We start from the raw sequence: 14,570 nt of genomic DNA on the forward strand, positions 1-14,570 counted from the left end.
GATCAGTCGCCGCGGCCGTAGCCTTTCTTGCCGCGATCAATACCGCGACCCTGCTCGCGTAGCAGACGGTCGCGCTCGTCGGTCGATTGCGCCTGTTGTTCCACGTTTGTCATGAACTCGTCGCGACGCGCGACACGCTCGGCCGGCGTCATCGACTGATACGGCTTGCGGCCCTCGCGCTCGAGGCCGTGCTGTTGCTCGTCGGTCGCTCGCCCGTGCTGCCGTTCGTGTTCGCGCTGCGCGGCTCGCTCGATGCCGGTGATCATTGCCTCCGCACGCGGCTTTCCGCTCGGCAGGGCTAACGCGCGCTGCGTGTCGCGATCGCTCTCGATCGCCCGCAGAAGATGGACGTGTGACCGTGGCCACATCGCATCCAGGCGCCGACCGTTCTCCGTCAGTTCATTCGTCCACTTCGGCGGGCTCGCGATTCCGCTGCGTTGGATGCGCTTCAGGTCGTTCCAGCTGTCGACGTACCGGTTGACCGACAACGAGAACTGGTCGCGCTGCGCGGCTGGCAACCTGGGCGGTCCGATCTCGACCGGTGCGGCCGGCACCGCGATCGCAGCCTCGCGCGCTTCGGCGCGCTTTGACAACCGCTGCTCGAATTCGCCGGCGATCGACAGCGGCCGCTCGACCGCACGGTAGCGGGCGGCGGTTTCGCGCTCGCGTCGCGCGGTGGCCGCGTCGACCAGCTCACGCGCGCGCGTTTCGCCCGACAGCGCGACCAGCGCATCCCACGCGCGTCCGTCGTAGGACACGCCGGGCTGAACCTGATCGCGCCGGCGCAGCGCCGTTGTGAGCTGACGGATGCGGGCCTGTTCGCTCGCGAGTATCGGCCCGTCTTTCGCGGAAACCTTCGCGAGCGTGGCGCCCAGCTCGGCACGCAAGCCGGTCGGCGAGCGATCGCGCCGGCGCTCGGCTGCGGCTTCGAATGCGATTTCCCGGCGCTTCGCAAAGGTCTGACGGTGCGTGTATTCCGGGTTGTCGCGAATCACCGGCCGCACGTCGTGCGCCGCGCTGAACGCTTTTTCGACCGGTTTGCCAAGGCTGCGCACCAGCGATTTCGCGTCGGGAAATACATCCTTGCCAGAGGCGATGACGAGCCCTTTCTTGTGCCGCGTCATCCCGACATAAGACAGTTCGGCGTCCATCGAAGACGTCGCCAGCAGATACGCACGATCGACCGTGACACCCTGGCTCTTGTGGATCGTCAGCGCGTAGCCGTAATCGAGATCCGCGTATCGCCCGGTGTCGACGACAATGTGCTTGCCACTGTCCAGGCGCACCGACAGCAGTGAGCCCGGCTCGGGTAGCGTTGCACCGTCGAGCTGCCGCGATGCAATTCCCTCAATCACGCCAAGCGTGCCGTTGCGAACATCCAGTCCGTAATCGTTGCGGCCGAACACCACGCGCTCGCCGACGGCGAACGGTACGACCGTGACGGACCGCTCGCCGTCGACCTCGGCCACCAGCGAAACAGGCTGATCGGCGCCCAGTTCGCCACGTGCGGAAAGCGCCGCGCGCATCGCCGTGTTCAGGCCAGCGCGCTGCGCATTGGTGTGCGCGATCAGCAGCTGGGAATCTTCCGGGTGGGCGTCGCGCGCCTCGAGCGCGAACGCGACCAGGCCGTCGCTCGCCGCGGCCAGCGATTCGGGCAGGAATACCGACCCGTGCATGATGTACGCGTTCAGTGCAGTGCTGACATCATGCTTGGACAGCGCAAGCGACGCTTCGCGTTGCCAGTCGTCTTTCTGCCGGACGATATCTGTCAGCCCGGCGAGCGCGCCGGCATTTCCCGCTGCCTTCGAGACGGCCCGGAATGCGTCACCAGCCTCGACCGCGTGCAGCTGCCACGCATCACCGACCAGGCGCACGCGTGCGCCATTCGTTTCCGCATGCCCCAGCATTTTTTCCAGCTGGCGCGATCCGACCATCCCGGCTTCGTCGATGAACACCACGGTTTGCGGATCGAGCGTCAAACGTCCCTTCTCGATCGCCGTCAAAAAGCTGGCGAGCGTGCGCGACGAAATGCCGGCGTCGCGCTGCATGTCCTCGGCCGTCTTGCCCTGCAACGCCGCGCCGAGCACCCGAAAACCCTCACCTTCGAATGCTTCGCGTGCGGCACCCATCACATAGCTTTTGCCGGTGCCGGCCGCGCCGTTCACCACACCGAGTTGCCGATTCCCGACCAGAAGTTCAAACGCCGACAATTGCGTCGGCTTCAGATTTCGCGCGTCGCGCACCTGGTCGGCCGTAGCTGCGGCGACCGGATCGACCTCGATCCCGGCCATGCGCTCGGCGCGCGATACCAGCCGGGTTTCAACCGCACGCAGTTCGGCCGACGTGAACCATTCGCCCTCCTTGCCCGGTGCCGCAAGTGCGAGCAATTCTTTCGAGTTGAGCATGCGCGCCAGCACCTGTTGGTACTGATCGGCTGAATCCGTGTTCCGGAACACAAACTGCTCGACGTCGTGCCGCGAGAAAATCGAATTGAGCGTCGACAGTGCATGCACGCCGATCGCCGGATTCAGCAGCAGCCGATCGCCGTTGCGTTTGGCGATCGCCCGATTCTGCGCCAGCGTCTCGGCCATAGCGACGCGCTCGCCCGCGTACTTGGCGATACCCACCTTTCGAGTCGGTTCCAGTTCGATACCGAGCGTCTTGTAGCTGCGGTGATCGATCCGCGCCTCGATACCGTGGCGTGACATGAAGTGGTTCGCGGTGATCGCCCATTCCTCCCGAACCTCACGCACGAATGCCTTCGTGTTGAAATACCGATCCTTGCCGGCACCGCCTTGGTCGGGATTGGCCGCGTTGTAGCGGCTGAAGAATTTTTCTGGATCGCGTTCGATCCCATCGTTCACGCGCTCGCTGAACATCAGGTGAACGTGCGGTTGCTCCAGGCCGTCGCTGGCAAGCGGTGCGTGAATCGCCCAGGAATAGGCATGTCGCTCACCGAGCACATTTTGGACGAACTCGCGTGCCAGCTCGACGCGCTGTTCGGCGCTGAGTTCACGCGGGAGCGAGAAGACGATTTCCGTGTAGGTCCGGCCGTTGGCCCGCTCGTAGCGATCGGCCATATCCCAGAATACGGTCGGATCGTTGGCCGCCCATTCCGGCATGTTGCCGCTTTCGCTGAGTTCGAGATCGCCACGCTCTTCAAACCGGCCCTCTCGGGCAATGTAAGCGTAGTGCTCTTCCCGATCCTGATAGCGCTTGTGTTGTCCGGCTTGCCCTTTCTTGCCGTGCTTCACTTCCATGCGATACATGCGAGCGTGGATTCCTTGCGCTTTGGGCGGTTTGATGTGCCGACGCTTCGGCGGCACGGTGTTTCGTGTCGTTTCTATGCTAGCATAGAAACGAGTAACCGCGCGTAGTGCCGAAATGGTCTTCGACCGTTTCGGCACTACGATCCTCCCTGGAAGCGCCTTTGCCTCTCGCTCCCTGCTGGCTGGCGCGCGGATTCTGGGCTGTTAGCTTGCAGGAAGGGGGTCTTCGGGGTGCCGATGTCGTCGCCATTGCCGCTGTCGTCGTTGATCAGTCGTCCGCCTGTGAGATCGTGGGATGATGTGCATCCGATGTTTGGCGATGCGTTTTTTTCGTTCGACGGCGTACCTCTGTTCAGAGGGGATCAGCCGTCCGATGCCTTCATGCAGCGTTGCCCGGTGTTGTTCGATGACGAGAAAATCGTCTGTGGTGATCTGATACCGGAGACGTCGTGGGGAGCCAGTTTGGCGAATCTGCTTACCGCGCGATCTTGGGAAACTGTGCGTGAGTTGATCCTCGAACGAAACCACCTCGTCTGTCAGTGCTGTGGGGTTCAGCGAACTTCGCTCGACGTGCACGAACTGTGGTCTTACGCGTTTCCCGATCAGGATGAGATTGACCGGTGCCACGATGGCGGCTGCTACGTGATGGGTGTTCAGAAGCTCGAAAACTTGATTTCAGTGTGCTCGGCCTGCCATCTCTGCTTTCATCTCGGCTTCGCAAATTCGTGTGGCCGTGGTAAGCAAACGTTGGCTCGGCTGCGGGCGCTGAACAACTGGTCGGTGGACGAAATTTTCCGGTATGAGCAACTGGTGTACGATCGATGGCACGCGGCCAATGAGATCGGTTGGCAACTGGATTTCACGCGGCTCGTCCATCCGGACGGCGGATTGGAGGTCAACGGCCAGTGGGAGTTGATGCCCGGTTCCGATCTTTTCCTTCAGCGCACGCGTTCCGGGTTGAACGATTTTCCAACCGTCCTGCTCAATACGACGTGGTGCTTTCGACACGAAACCGAGTGGCGAGCTCCGAATCCATTTCCTGAAAATTCTCACCTTTGAGGTAATCATGCCGATCGATCAATGGCTCACCAAGCGTATCGCTTTCATCAACGCCCTGAAGGCTCCGACTGAATCACAGCGGATGCTGGTCGAACTTGCCGGTATTGCGGAACCGACCAAACAGGAATCGCGCGATCTCGACGCATTGGTCAAGCTGGAGAAGTTGAACGAGCGGGCCGAAGAGGCAAAGGTGGCAGCGCTCAAGGTGGTGGCAGAGCGGAAGGAAGCCGCTCGCAAGGCCCGCACCCGCCAGTTGATCGAACTCGGCGGGATTGTCGAAATGCTCGATTTCCCGGTGGATCGTGGCACGCTGTGCGGCGCGTTGCTGTGGGCGCTCGATCAGGCCAAGGCCGACCCTTCCGCGCTCAAGCAACTCAAAACGCGTGGCGACACGTTCATTGCCGACCGCGAAGCGGCGAATAAATCCAGTGGCAGCAATGGCGGGCAAGTTGCCGATGAGCGCCTTCCGGAAAATGTCGCTGGCTAACGCCATTCGATATCGCAGAGAGAACGCCCGTGGCTAGATCGTCGCCGCCGTTTTCGCGGATTCGACAAGCGGCATCGGCACGCAAAAGCAAGCGTTGGTGGTCGCCCATGACCCGGCGCGACGCCGACGATCTGTCGATCCGCTATCACGCGTCGCTCGCCGCTTTGCGCAATCGGCAGGGAACGCATGAGCACCTGCGTACCTTGCTGGTCATGATCGTGCTGACCGGGTTCATTGGCGACGCCTACGTTTCTCCCATTCGGCCCGAAGTGCTCATCGCCGCCGAACAGGCGATCATCGCGGCAATCGATCACGGGCAGGACAGAAGCGAATGGGCGCTCGATGCCGATGCGGTCGAACTGTGCGCCGCCATCCTCACGCATCACGATCACCAACTGCGCACCGCGCCGATTGCCGCGATCAACAGCGCGAAGGAGCGACTGGATCGGCTCATTGCCGACCAGAGCTATCATTCCGTCCAACCTATCTGGCAGCAGCGGAAATGAATTTACTCAAGCGACGCGTCGCCGCGACCGACGACAAAGTGAAGGAATTCAAGGAAGCGCGCAAGGTCGCCGCTAAGGCCCAGCGTCAGCAGGTCAAGCAAACGCGCGCGGATCGCGAGCGGCGGATTGTTCTGGTCGGTGAGGCCGTGCTTCGCCGTGTCGAACTGGGGGAATGGGACGACGCGGATTTCCGCGCGATGATGGATGAGGCGTTGTCCCGGCCAGCAGACCGGGCGCTGTTCGACCTGGACGACTAGGCTTGACGTTGTGTTGGCGTGACAGTGAGGTTGAGGCCGAGCGCTCGAACAACGCTCAGGATCGTTGCGAACTCGGGATTGCCACGTTCGTCCAGCGCCTTGTACAAGCTTTGTCGGCCAACGCCTGCCGCTAGAGCGACCTGAGCCATGCCCCGCGCTCGGGCAACCGTTCCGATCGCTTCTTGGATGTCGGCCGAGTCTCCGGATTCAAACGACTCGCGGAGATATTCCGTTTGCGCCTCGGGCGAGTCGAGATAATCCGCTGGGTCGAATGGTGTCGTCTTGATTGCCATAGTCATTCCTCCAATTCGGACGCAAGCGCCCATGCTCGTTGAATATCTCTTTGCTGAGTGGATTTATCGCCGCCGCACAGCAGCACAATGATCGTGGAACCACGCTGCGCGAAATACACCCTGTATCCTGGCCCTGTATGAACCCGTAACTCGCTAACACCAGCGCCGACCGACTTGACATCGCCATACTGCCCGTGGGCGAGTCGTTGAATCCGTTTGGCGATTTGCGCACGCGCGATGTGGTCGCGCAATCCGCGCAGCCACTTCGCAAAATCGTCTGTCTGTTCGATTACCATGTCTCATTGTCTCCCATGGGAGACATGGGTGTCAAGTAAAAACCGCCCGGATTTGCATCCAGGCGGCCCCTCTGTTACTCGGCGTCTGTTTCCATTTCCTCAAGGTCTGCCGATTCAGTCTCTTCCGGATTGTCCCCAAGGTCGTCATTCTGCATGCTCTCGCTCAGGTCGCGATGGCGCAGCGGCTCGGGCAACCAGCCCGTTTCTGATACCGCGCGCTCGGCGGCGGCAATCAGTTCCTGCTTTTTCAGCTTCTCCAGCGGCGCGGCCGTCTCGGCTGACGTGGCTTCTTTCACCACGTCGAGGATTCGGGCCTTCGGTACGTGCTGGAAATAGCTAGCGGCCGTCGCCTTCCAGTAGACCCGATAGTCCACGTTCAGCGCTTGCGCTACGCGCTCGATGTTGTGCGGCCGATCGAAGCTAGTGATGCTATCCACCGTGCCCGCCACGCAGAAGGCGAACAAGTCGCGCAGCGTCTCGCCGTCCTGGCCGAGCAGCCAGCCGAACAAGTCGCCTTTCGCTTCCCCATCGATGCGCTTTTGCCAATACTTCGTGCGCTCGGCGTAAGCCTTCCATGCCGGGCTGTCGGTCATGTCGTCGGCCGCGCCCGCCATCTTCTCGGCGGAATGGATCGAAACGATGTTGAGCATATCTCGGGTGTCCCGACCGAAATGCCCCGGCAGCGCGGCCGGCACCATCCTGGCCAGCAGCGTCACCAAGGCGATTTCCGGCCGACGGCTCAATTCGTGCCGAAGGATGGCCGTGCGATGCGCGGTAAGGCGTTCGCATAGGCTTTCGCTGTGCAGCGGCTTTTGGCGCTCCGGCTGCTGCGCGGCGCGGCGCAATGCCGGCGGTGCTTCATCGCCTAGCGCCTTGCCTGCCGTTTTCAAGTTCGAGCGCTTCACCAGCCCATATTCGCGCGCCAGGTCGCCGCTTTGCGACAGGCTCACCAGCACGCCCGACACGGCTTTTTGCTCCGGCGACCAACCCTCGAAACGTTCGTCGTAGCGTTCTACGGCTTCCTCGGCCTCCTGCAAGGCCTGTTCTAGCGCGTCGGTGTCGATATCTTCGTCGTCGCTTTCCATTGCCTCGTTCAGCGCATCGCTTGCCTTTGTGGCTCGCTCGGCAAGCTCGGCGCGCTCCTTCTTCTCGGCCTTGGTCGGCTTCCGACGAGTCGCCGGCAGTCTGGTGCATGCATACAGTGTTTTGTGATCCAGATCCGGGTTCGCCTCGACCCAGGACCAGCCATCGGCGCGCAGCGCGTCGGCCGCTTGTTCCAGCTTCGCGCGCCCGAGCTCGTGCAACAACTCGACATTGATCAGGTAGCCTGCGCCGTCTTCCGCGAACAGGTCGCGGCGCACGTCGCCGCCGGCGGCCTCGTAGTCTTGCAGACCGACGAATCGCGCCATCCGGCTCGCGCTCGACACTTCCTCGCTCGTGATGATTGTGCGGAGATTTTGAGCAGTTCGGCCCCACTCCGGGCCGGCTTTTGCCCGCGTCCAGATCCGCTCTTGCTCGGCAGGGTCCGGGCACAGAGCCAGCGCTTGCAACTGGCCCAGGTCGATTTCGTCGTTGCGGAAGGCTTCGAACAGGACCGGGGACAGGTGGACCAGTTTCAAGCGGCGTTGAACCGTCAACACGGAAATCGAAAACACCTCGGCGATATGCTCGATCGTGCGCCCCTCGGCGTGCAGGTCGCGGATCGCCTCGCAGACGTCGGCAAGGTGCATTTCCTCGCGCTCGGTGTTCTCCATCAGTGACATTAACCGGGCTTCGCCGTCCGTGACGATCACGACATTGATTGGTGCCTCGGCCGAGGCTTCGCCCAGGTCGACCAGGAGCCCGTAGCCGGCTTTGCGTCGACGGCCTGCGGCCACCCCATAGCTGACCTTGTTTCCGCGTTTGGCCTTCACCTCATGCACGATCAAGTTTTGCAGGATGCCGCCAGCGCTGCGGATCGCCTGAGCCATCCCTTCGACGTTCTGCGGCTCGCGCCGGCGCACGTTAAACGGCGACTCGACAAGCGCGGAGAAAGGCACGGTGGTTGCAGTGCGACTGCCGATGATTTGCTCGACTACGGCTTGCTGCTTCTGGTTCTCACTCAAGATAACGCTCCTGAAAGCGGCCAAGCGGGTGCTCGGCCATGACTATATAATATGCCTTTAAGGCCGAAAAGGCAAGAAAATGAGTTGTCTTTAGTGCCTTAAAGGCATATACTTCTTTCATGGCCGAGCACCCGCTTGGCCGCTTTCAGGAGTAACGCCGTGGATCAAGCCGAAGCAATCATCAAGTCATCGTTGGTCATCGATGAGCAACGTATGGAGTTTCTTCCTAAGCATTTTGGCCGTGCATTTCTAATTGGCGAGCAATTGTTGTACAAATGGGCGGGTGTGCTTTCGACGGAATATCACGGCGGTCTCTGGTTGTTCTTCGAACTGGACAACGGTGGCTTTTATGCTGCCCCGGCGGGTGACGGCAAGCTGTACGTCCAATGGCACCTGAACAGCTATGAAGGGCACCTCGGCGCCGAGGCGTTCGGTATCGTCGTAACGCTGTACGTGCTTTGCTTTCTGGCAGAGAAAGAGGGTGAAAAGTTCGCGCAGGCATATCACGCGCTGCGGGCGTTCGCCCTTCAACATCCGGAGTGGCGTGAAATTTACCGCGCAATTGACTGAGGGGAGTTCGATGCAAACGCAACGATATAAAGTAACGGTTCGGTGCCTCGAATTCCCGGTGCCGGTAGATTGCTACGTGCCGGCCGGTTCGTCGGCTCATGCTCGGATCGTGGCTGACGAATGCGCGACGCGCAACGGCCTGCAAGCGGTGACGGTGCTGGATGTCGGGCCGGACGATCGGCCAGTCGAAGCCCGTTCATAATCGGCTCAATTCCATTTGAATAGGCGCTCCGGTCGCAAGGCCGGGGCGAATTAGCATGAACTACACTCTGACGGACATGGAGCGAGCCATTAACTACTGGCGTAACCGCTTTCCATCGGCCGATGGCGTCAGTATTTGCAGGCAGGTGAGCATCCTGGCCGAACCCTATACGCAGATGTTTATTGCGCGACAAGACATCATTGCGGATTCGGAGTTAGCGGCCGAGCAGGTGGAAGCCCTGCAAACCGCGCTGACGGCGCTGGGGTAGCACGGACGAATGCGATAATGGGGGCGCACCGCCCCTATCGCCCGCTGTGGCCTGCTAGTCGCGTGCACCTCGGGGCGACCTCCCTTCTTGCTAGCCGGGGTTGTGCGAGCCGAGATGGTCTCGCGCGCGCCGCGCGCCCGGATTGAGGGGCACGGGGACCCATGCCGGCTGAGTCCGGCATGGGGAGAGCCCCGACCCGGAGCGCAGCGCAGGGGCAATCCGGTGAGGCTGTGGGTCATCGGTGGGTGGTGTGGTCAAGCCTGGAATGGAATCGCTACGCGAATCCATTCCAGGCGTGATTCCCCCAGCGCAAAGCGCTGGGGGCTGGATACCTTTGTCGGGAAGAGCCGGCAAAACAGACTCTGATGGAGAAACCAATGGAAAAGCATTTGTTAGAAATCCGGCGAGAATGTCTGCAGCCCGCAACTTACTGGATTAGGCCAAGGGGCGCGGAAGTCCAAGAAGTTCTTCGCAGGGCTAATTTAAGCCCTCCTGAAGCGGCAGCCTACTTAGGTGTTGCCACAGCGAGCCGCGGGAGACAGGTTCGGAAGTGGATGTCAGAAGAGGCGCCAATTACCTACGCCGCGTGGGCCTTGCTCTGCGATGCGGCGGGATTCGTGCCATTCTGGCGTCTTGACCACGACAAGTGATAGCCGGTCGCTCGCGGCGGCCGGCTATCACCTCGCGCGCAGCGCTCCGGCCGATCCCTCTCGCCGTGCCTCGATGCGGAGGTGTTCTCGCGGGATCTATTCGATTACATGTCCGCGCGAGCGTGCACGATTGGCAGCGCTGACCAATCGGTCGTATACGCCGGCGTGCGATGAGTTTGTTTCATCTCCCAGGCCTGCCGCGTCTCTGTCCGGCCGATGCGTATCGTGCCGCTCCCGTAACGCGCATTGATGCCGTCGATGGTGGCCATCAAGCGATGTCGGCTCTCATCGTTTTCGACGAAGAGATCGCGCTGCTGTCGTCCTCCTCGAACGAGATCGAACAGCATCACCCCCGCCTTGGCGTAGCGAAATCCCGGCCGGAAAAGGTGGCGCAGCGCAAGGGTTGCCACCTTCAGCAGCGTGATCGTGTCGTCCGTCGGCATGACGAGCGGAACCACGAGCGAATTGCTGTATTGCCGTTGCTGTGTGCGGAACGGATTAGTTCGAATGAACACTTGCAGCTGCGCGGCGAGCAGCTGCTGACCACGCAAGCGCTCGGCCGCCTTCGCGACGAATTCAGTGATACCTTCCACCAAGCCCTCGAGCTGCGTTACCTCGGCACCGAAGCTGCGGGAACACACGATCTGTTGGCGCGCAGCGATGTCGTCCAGGTCCAGGCAGGCCTCTCCGTTAAGTTCGCGCACGGTTCGCTCGAGGACAACGGAAAAGCGCCGGCGAATGAGATCCGCGGGCGCTCGCCTCAGTTGCCCCACTGTACCGATCCGCATGGCGCGCAGTTGCGACGCCAGGCGTCGGCCGACGCCCCATACTTCCTCGACGTCGATTGCATCCACCAGCTGCTCGCGCTGAGCTGCGGGCAGCGCAGTGAGGTCACACACGCCGACGGCTTGGCCGCCCAATGATTTCTTGGCCACGTGGTTGGCCAGCTTCGCCAGCGTCTTGCTTGGGCCGATGCCGACACAGGTAGGAAGGCCAATCCACCGGTCGACCTGCTCGCGCATGCGCACACTGATGTTAACGACGGGCTCGGCCAGGTCCGTGAAATCCAGGAAAGATTCGTCGATGCTGTAGATCTCCTGCCGCGGTGCGTACTGCGCCAGAATGTCCATCATGCGCTGGCTCATGTCTGCATAGAGCGGATAGTTTGAGCTGAGCGCGACGAGGCCTGCCTCGCGCACCAGGTGCCGGATCTCGAAAAACGGTTGGCCCATTTTCACGCCAAGGCTTTTCGCTTCATTCGATCGCGCGACAGCGCAGCCGTCGTTGTTCGACAGGACGATGAGCGGCCGGCCGACCAGGTCAGGACGAAACACGCGCTCGCACGAGCAGTAGAAATTGTTTGCGTCGACGAGCGCCAGGCGCCTCATGGCCGGCCTACTTTGTCATGTAGGATCTGCCGAAGATTCCACGTCACCACGCCCCAGATGGTCAACTCCTGGCCTTCGTGAAACCGGATAGTCTCGTAAGCTGCATTGGCCGGTTGTAGGAACACGCTGCCCTTGTGGCGCTGCAGGATCTTCACGGTGAATTCGCCGTCGACGCAAGCAAGCACGATGCGCCCAGGTGCCGCCTCCACGGACCGATCTACGATCAACTGGTCGCCGTCATAGATCCGCGCCTCGACCATGCTATCGCCCGAGACGCGGAACAGAAACGTCGATAGCGGGTTCAAGACCAGGATCTCGTTTAGATCGATTCGCCGCTGCTGGTGATCCTGGGCCGGGCTCGGGAACCCGGCCTGGACGCGCTGGCCCACGTCGATTAGCTCGAGCGGTGCCGAGATCGACAATGGAATGGGGACAGACATGCAATTTCTCCGATACCCTGATATTTATACAGTGGTTTACGGTATCAGATCCTGAGAAAGTCAACCAGATGCGACGTGAGTGCTGTCCGGCGCGCCGGCCGTGCTGATCGGCGCCGGCGGCCGCGGCGATCGCCAGCAGCGCCGCCGGCACCATGCTCGAGCAGCTGGTGCCGCGCGTAGCCCGGCCTGGCCGGGCTGCTGCTGGAGATCCAGGTCGATGAGCAGCTGGCTAGCGCGCCGGCCGTGCTGATCGGCGCCGGCGGCCGCGGCGACCACCAGCAGCGCCGCCGGCGCCGCGCGCGAGCAGCTGGTGCCGCGCATAGCGCGCGCCAGGCGCAGGCCTGCAGGTGGAGATCCAGCTCGATGAACTGCTGGCCAGCGCGCCGGCCGTGCTGATTGCCGCCGGCGGCCGCGGCGATCGCCAGCAGCGCCGCCGGCGCCGCGCTCCAGCGCGAGCAACTGGTGCCGCATGCCGCCCGGGCCGGGTCCAGGCCTGCAGGTGGAGTCAGTTGCCTGCGGAGGTTTCGGCGATCGCCGTGCCTGCCTCGTCGTACATGGTTCGCGTCTGGTTATCGTCCGTGACCATGCGCGCGAGGATTTCGCCGAGCATCAATTGCGGTATGACGATACCAATCCGGTCGAGCTTGTCTTGAATCTCCATGACGAGCGCAGCGGCAGCATCGTTTATTTCGGTAGGGCGCGGATAGACTTCCTTCCACGCGTCGAGCACGAGGCCGGGAGACTCGTCCACCTCTCCGCGCTCGTCTAGATAGAACACCTTGACGTATAGCTCGGAGTCGATGCCGTCCCATCCGGCCATCACCTGCACGGGCTGACTTTGCCACGTCGTGTTGAAGAACGCCTGACTCATGATTGAAGTTGGATTATTTTGCAGTTTTAAGTAAAAAAAGCTCCCATAGACCGGGATGCATCCGTCGATGATCGGGCTTGTCCTTCGCTGCCTCCCAACACTGCCAGGCCCGAAGCTTGGAATGTACGAGTTCTGCTGCCTCGGTCTGCGTTAGGCCGGCGGCCTGGCGCGCTGCGACGACTTCCTCGGGCGTCGGAATCACTGCGCCTGGCGCTAGGGCGCTTCGGTTCGGATGATTTGCCATTCGTTCTCCAAATGCTGATCGCCCGCAGTAGCGGGCGACGGTATTAGTTCGCTATCGAGCGCACGCGGTGGCAATAGTCCGAAACGATTTCGCGAAGCCACCAAAGCTCGTCGATGCCGTCGCGGTTCTCGACTTCGATCACCTGGATGACCTTTCGGTCGGCGCCCCAGGCTGCCCAGCGCCAGATGCTCCGGGTGTCGCGAGCTTCCAGCGTGAACCGAGAATCCACGATTTCCGCGACAATCTTTCCGCTCCCCCGGCGGATCGGGCCGCGCGGGCCTTGCAGGCGCTTGATGGGCATTTCCATGGTCGTTCTCCTGTAGCAGGCGAGGGTCAGGCCGCGCCGAGCTGCTTGACGAATTCATTCCGGAGGGCTTCGTCGCGGAGCTTGTTACTCACGAACTGCGCGACGAAGTTCTGATAGCCCGGCTGGTCTTCGGTCATGCCGCGCAGCTTCATGAGCGCTTTGAATTCCTCCACGTTTTCTGCAAGCACATTCATCACCTGCTCTCGATCCGAGATTTCTTTTTCGGTATAACCCTTGCGCTTGGTTGCCATCGTCGTTCTCCTGTAGCGGGCGCGGTTGGTCAGGCGGCGAAAACTTCGGCGATCCAGTCATGCCGACCGTCTGCGCGCATCGCGTAGCGCCAGCGGGGAACGCCGCCGACCTTCTTCGCCGCGCGCTCTGCCGCGCCGCGTGCCGATGCTTCGGACCAGAACCATTCGCTGTAGAGCTTTTCCATCGTCATTCCCCTCATTGAGTAGCAGCTGGATAGCATCGTGCGGCTCAGTAGCCAAGCCAGTCGCGTGCTGCTTGGAGCGTGGCAGGTATCGTTTCGCGTTCGATCGTCACGTCACCGTTCCTGCCAACAGTCGCGCATGCCACAGTTAGCGTTCCATCGCCGTTGTCGCGTGTCGCCTCCGGCAGTTGATGACTGTCAATCCAACTGACAAGGTCGGTGGTGGCTCGCTGGCTAGCGGATCGGAATTCCGCTTCTTGATCGTGTTGCATGTCGTACTCCTGTTTCGGCTCAGGCCCGGCGAACCGGGTCTGAGTGTTAGCGAAATTATGCGCAGACAAACGGCTTGTTCCAGCGCCCTACGCGGAGTCCCGTGAAATACGCGATATCAAAGTAGTCGATAGTGCTGTCGCTGCGGTCGTACCACCCAGCCGAGCGAAGCGCCTTATCAATCGCACGGAACGTTTCGCCCGCTGCCGTCGCGTCGTATCGGTCGAGGTGAAACAGGCTGACATCGAAATATCCTGCGACCTGATAGGGTTCGTCGCCGCGGCTTGCTGCAATCTCGCGGTTGATTTCGTTCGCGATCCCAATCAGATCAATCGGCGCTTGCATGATCGTGCAGACGATCTTAGTGTGATCTTCAACACGGAGGGTGTATTTCCAGCCCTGCGGCATGATGCGTTTCATTTCTGCCGTAATCACGGCCTTCATGTCCTGGCTCATATACGCCATCTTTAATCTCCAGCCCCTGTTGACCCGAGGCGCGGCGGATGCGGTGCATCCATGAGTTAAAGAATACACGCAATGCGTGTATTTTGCAAGGATAAAATATGTAGTCCTTATTAATGGGGCGACTCATTTCTTTGCGAACTAACCTAGTTGTTCTCTGCAAGCACCACGTGGAATTTCGCTTCTTGGATGC

At 61.3% G+C, this 14,570-nt stretch carries 18 protein-coding genes; 6 read left to right on the top strand and 12 right to left on the bottom strand.

Going from position 1 to position 14,570, the window contains the following annotated elements; all coding sequences use genetic code 11:
- Window positions 1-2: 2 nt before the first annotated feature.
- Window positions 3-3,269: an AAA family ATPase gene (locus tag BM43_RS00345; RefSeq protein WP_036057797.1), complete on the bottom strand. Its 3,267-nt coding sequence runs from the start codon at window positions 3,267-3,269 to the stop codon at window positions 3-5.
- 237 nt (window positions 3,270-3,506) lie between these two features.
- Between BM43_RS00345 and BM43_RS00350 the strand changes: the two genes are divergently transcribed.
- The 4 genes from BM43_RS00350 to BM43_RS00365 all read left to right on the top strand — a co-directional run bounded on the left by BM43_RS00350 (window position 3,507) and on the right by BM43_RS00365 (window position 5,578).
- Window positions 3,507-4,328, top strand: a complete 822-nt coding sequence (locus tag BM43_RS00350) for an HNH endonuclease (RefSeq protein ID WP_144417599.1) — start codon at window positions 3,507-3,509, stop codon at window positions 4,326-4,328.
- 7 nt (window positions 4,329-4,335) lie between these two features.
- Complete coding sequence (locus tag BM43_RS00355; protein WP_052710549.1) at window positions 4,336-4,815, top strand: conjugal transfer protein TraD; 480 nt, start codon at window positions 4,336-4,338, stop codon at window positions 4,813-4,815.
- 107 nt (window positions 4,816-4,922) lie between these two features.
- Window positions 4,923-5,321 (top strand): hypothetical protein, encoded by a 399-nt coding sequence (locus BM43_RS00360; RefSeq protein ID WP_052710550.1) that lies wholly within the window; start codon window positions 4,923-4,925, stop codon window positions 5,319-5,321.
- Window positions 5,318-5,578 (top strand): hypothetical protein, encoded by a 261-nt coding sequence (locus tag BM43_RS00365; RefSeq protein ID WP_036057801.1) that lies wholly within the window; start codon window positions 5,318-5,320, stop codon window positions 5,576-5,578. The genes BM43_RS00360 and BM43_RS00365 overlap by 4 nt, the downstream gene beginning before the upstream one ends.
- On the opposite strand, the gene BM43_RS00370 is transcribed toward BM43_RS00365, so the two are convergent.
- The 3 genes from BM43_RS00370 to BM43_RS00380 form a co-directional block, all read right to left on the bottom strand.
- A complete protein-coding gene (locus BM43_RS00370) occupies window positions 5,575-5,871 on the bottom strand; it encodes an addiction module antidote protein (RefSeq protein ID WP_080752326.1) in 297 nt (98 codons plus the stop codon). The two genes, BM43_RS00365 and BM43_RS00370, sit on opposite strands and share 4 nt — an antisense overlap.
- A 2-nt stretch (window positions 5,872-5,873) precedes the next feature.
- Entirely contained in the window at window positions 5,874-6,167 is a 294-nt protein-coding gene (locus BM43_RS37985) for a type II toxin-antitoxin system RelE/ParE family toxin (protein WP_036057804.1), read from the bottom strand.
- 74 nt (window positions 6,168-6,241) lie between these two features.
- Window positions 6,242-8,272, bottom strand: coding sequence for a ParB/RepB/Spo0J family partition protein (locus BM43_RS00380; protein WP_158380916.1), 2,031 nt, complete (start codon window positions 8,270-8,272; stop codon window positions 6,242-6,244).
- A 159-nt stretch (window positions 8,273-8,431) separates the two neighbouring features.
- Here BM43_RS00380 and BM43_RS00385 point away from each other — a divergent pair, with 159 nt between their 5' ends.
- Both BM43_RS00385 and BM43_RS00390 read left to right on the top strand, forming a co-directional pair.
- The gene (locus BM43_RS00385) at window positions 8,432-8,842 is read left to right on the top strand and encodes an antirestriction protein (RefSeq protein WP_036057805.1); all 411 of its coding nucleotides are present in this window, start codon (window positions 8,432-8,434) and stop codon (window positions 8,840-8,842) included.
- 257 nt (window positions 8,843-9,099) lie between these two features.
- On the top strand, window positions 9,100-9,312 hold the full coding sequence (locus BM43_RS00390) for a DUF3717 domain-containing protein (RefSeq protein WP_036057807.1): 213 nt from the start codon (window positions 9,100-9,102) through the stop codon (window positions 9,310-9,312).
- 754 nt (window positions 9,313-10,066) lie between these two features.
- Here BM43_RS00390 and BM43_RS00395 read toward each other — a convergent pair.
- The 8 genes from BM43_RS00395 to BM43_RS00425 form a co-directional block, all read right to left on the bottom strand.
- Window positions 10,067-11,350, bottom strand: a complete 1,284-nt coding sequence (locus BM43_RS00395) for a Y-family DNA polymerase (RefSeq protein WP_036057809.1) — start codon at window positions 11,348-11,350, stop codon at window positions 10,067-10,069.
- Entirely contained in the window at window positions 11,347-11,790 is a 444-nt protein-coding gene (locus tag BM43_RS00400) for a LexA family protein (protein ID WP_036057810.1), read from the bottom strand. Before BM43_RS00400 ends, BM43_RS00395 begins: the two co-directional genes overlap by 4 nt.
- Before the next feature lie 505 nt (window positions 11,791-12,295).
- Window positions 12,296-12,661 carry a hypothetical protein gene (locus BM43_RS00405; RefSeq protein ID WP_036057737.1) on the bottom strand — a complete coding sequence of 122 codons (366 nt, stop codon included), beginning with the start codon at window positions 12,659-12,661 and terminating at the stop codon, window positions 12,296-12,298.
- A gap of 287 nt (window positions 12,662-12,948) precedes the next feature.
- Complete coding sequence (locus BM43_RS00410; RefSeq protein WP_036057740.1) at window positions 12,949-13,212, bottom strand: hypothetical protein; 264 nt, start codon at window positions 13,210-13,212, stop codon at window positions 12,949-12,951.
- A 26-nt stretch (window positions 13,213-13,238) separates the two neighbouring features.
- Window positions 13,239-13,463: a hypothetical protein gene (locus tag BM43_RS00415; protein ID WP_036057742.1), complete on the bottom strand. Its 225-nt coding sequence runs from the start codon at window positions 13,461-13,463 to the stop codon at window positions 13,239-13,241.
- Window positions 13,464-13,492: 29 nt separating this feature from the next.
- Window positions 13,493-13,648, bottom strand: coding sequence for a hypothetical protein (locus tag BM43_RS41190; protein WP_155308332.1), 156 nt, complete (start codon window positions 13,646-13,648; stop codon window positions 13,493-13,495).
- Between the two features lie 44 nt (window positions 13,649-13,692).
- Window positions 13,693-13,917 carry a hypothetical protein gene (locus BM43_RS38000; RefSeq protein ID WP_036057744.1) on the bottom strand — a complete coding sequence of 75 codons (225 nt, stop codon included), beginning with the start codon at window positions 13,915-13,917 and terminating at the stop codon, window positions 13,693-13,695.
- Window positions 13,918-13,972: 55 nt separating this feature from the next.
- Window positions 13,973-14,380: a hypothetical protein gene (locus BM43_RS00425; protein WP_036057746.1), complete on the bottom strand. Its 408-nt coding sequence runs from the start codon at window positions 14,378-14,380 to the stop codon at window positions 13,973-13,975.
- Between the last annotated feature and the right edge of the window lie 190 nt (window positions 14,381-14,570).

The organism is Burkholderia gladioli (assembly GCF_000959725.1).
GTDB classification, from domain to species: Bacteria; Pseudomonadota; Gammaproteobacteria; order Burkholderiales; family Burkholderiaceae; genus Burkholderia; species Burkholderia gladioli.

What these genes read in the sequence shown, in the direction of transcription:
- BM43_RS00390 (WP_036057807.1), top strand. Translation starts at nt 9,100, where the DNA reads ATGAACTACACTCTGACGGACATGGAGCGAGCCATTAACTACTGGCGT.
- BM43_RS00350 (WP_144417599.1), top strand. Translation starts at nt 3,507, where the DNA reads ATGTCGTCGCCATTGCCGCTGTCGTCGTTGATCAGTCGTCCGCCTGTG.
- BM43_RS00395 (WP_036057809.1), bottom strand. Translation starts at nt 11,350, where the DNA reads ATGAGGCGCCTGGCGCTCGTCGACGCAAACAATTTCTACTGCTCGTGC.
- BM43_RS00355 (WP_052710549.1), top strand. Translation starts at nt 4,336, where the DNA reads ATGCCGATCGATCAATGGCTCACCAAGCGTATCGCTTTCATCAACGCC.
- BM43_RS00345 (WP_036057797.1), bottom strand. Translation starts at nt 3,269, where the DNA reads ATGTATCGCATGGAAGTGAAGCACGGCAAGAAAGGGCAAGCCGGACAA.
- BM43_RS37985 (WP_036057804.1), bottom strand. Translation starts at nt 6,167, where the DNA reads ATGGTAATCGAACAGACAGACGATTTTGCGAAGTGGCTGCGCGGATTG.
- BM43_RS00370 (WP_080752326.1), bottom strand. Translation starts at nt 5,871, where the DNA reads ATGGCAATCAAGACGACACCATTCGACCCAGCGGATTATCTCGACTCG.
- BM43_RS38000 (WP_036057744.1), bottom strand. Translation starts at nt 13,917, where the DNA reads ATGCAACACGATCAAGAAGCGGAATTCCGATCCGCTAGCCAGCGAGCC.
- BM43_RS00405 (WP_036057737.1), bottom strand. Translation starts at nt 12,661, where the DNA reads ATGAGTCAGGCGTTCTTCAACACGACGTGGCAAAGTCAGCCCGTGCAG.
- BM43_RS00360 (WP_052710550.1), top strand. Translation starts at nt 4,923, where the DNA reads ATGACCCGGCGCGACGCCGACGATCTGTCGATCCGCTATCACGCGTCG.
- BM43_RS00425 (WP_036057746.1), bottom strand. Translation starts at nt 14,380, where the DNA reads ATGGCGTATATGAGCCAGGACATGAAGGCCGTGATTACGGCAGAAATG.
- BM43_RS00400 (WP_036057810.1), bottom strand. Translation starts at nt 11,790, where the DNA reads ATGTCTGTCCCCATTCCATTGTCGATCTCGGCACCGCTCGAGCTAATC.
- BM43_RS00410 (WP_036057740.1), bottom strand. Translation starts at nt 13,212, where the DNA reads ATGGAAATGCCCATCAAGCGCCTGCAAGGCCCGCGCGGCCCGATCCGC.
- BM43_RS41190 (WP_155308332.1), bottom strand. Translation starts at nt 13,648, where the DNA reads ATGGAAAAGCTCTACAGCGAATGGTTCTGGTCCGAAGCATCGGCACGC.
- BM43_RS00415 (WP_036057742.1), bottom strand. Translation starts at nt 13,463, where the DNA reads ATGGCAACCAAGCGCAAGGGTTATACCGAAAAAGAAATCTCGGATCGA.
- BM43_RS00365 (WP_036057801.1), top strand. Translation starts at nt 5,318, where the DNA reads ATGAATTTACTCAAGCGACGCGTCGCCGCGACCGACGACAAAGTGAAG.